The organism is Campylobacter sp. RM9328 (genome assembly GCF_012978615.1).
Genome location: NZ_LIWF01000049.1, coordinates 1 through 992, shown reverse-complemented (window position 1 = coordinate 992; position 992 = coordinate 1). Strand labels below are relative to the sequence as shown.

The 992-nt window shown below is 37.3% G+C and carries 1 protein-coding gene; it reads left to right on the top strand.

Annotation, left to right across the window (positions count from 1 at the left end; genetic code table 11):
- A partial coding sequence (locus CCAL9328_RS10585) for a hypothetical protein (RefSeq protein WP_211436854.1) occupies positions 1–987 on the top strand: 987 nt, incomplete at its 5' end.
- Positions 988–992 lie beyond the last annotated feature (5 nt).

Sequence of the window (992 nt, the reverse complement as noted above, 5' to 3'; positions counted from 1 at the left end):
AAAGCTAATTTATCGGATTTAAACACTTTAGCTACTAAAGATGAGCTAAGGGCTAAAGCTGATATAAGTAGCCTAGATGGCTTAGCTACAAAAGATGAATTAAATAGCTATGCCTTAAAAAGCGAGATTAATAGTAGTGGTGGCGGTATAGATGAAAATACGCTAAATCAAGCTATTAATCAAAACGCTACTATACAAGAGTTAGGCTCAAAGGTTAATCACATAGCTACAAATCTACAAGGGGCGAGTTACGCTCAATTAGTAGCTACTTTTAAATACTTAGGCTATGAGTTGCCTAGTGAGTTAAGAGCCTACGCAGATTATAACTTATATGCTGATGAGAGATTAAGCGGTGATTTAACTATAGCATTTAAGCCTATTACATATGCTGGCTCTTACGGACAAGCGTGGGAGAATGTGGCTATATATAATGAATTAGGTGAGAAATTAACAGCGAAATACGCTAACATTAGCAGTGATGGGCTAAATATTGAAGCAGTATTTGCTAAAGATGAAATCCAGCCAAAAGGCGATAGCTGGGAGCCTGTGCCTAGTGATTATGCGTTGCTAGATGGCGAAGTGAGAGTAAGTATCACTTTAGGCGTTATAAGCTATTATGGGGCTACTTATGGGCTAAGAATGCTTAATAATAATCCAACGAGTTGGCCAGAGAGCTTTTTAGGCTCTAGCCAAAACTATAATGAGTGGATTTTTACCTTTCATAACTATAAACCGACGAAGTTTAGCATCACAAATGGAACCGCAACTTATGGCGGTTATGGATATATGACTAAGTATAATATGCGTCTTAGCATAGGCAACTGGAGCAAAACGCTAACCTATAATAATAGCTCTTATCCAAATAATATTGAAGTTGATTTAACAAATCTTAATTTTGGAAGCGACGCAAAGACTATTGAACTTGCTAAAGCGTGGAATGTGCCAGTAACGCCATATGATATAAATCAAGATATGGTAGGTGAATGATGGGG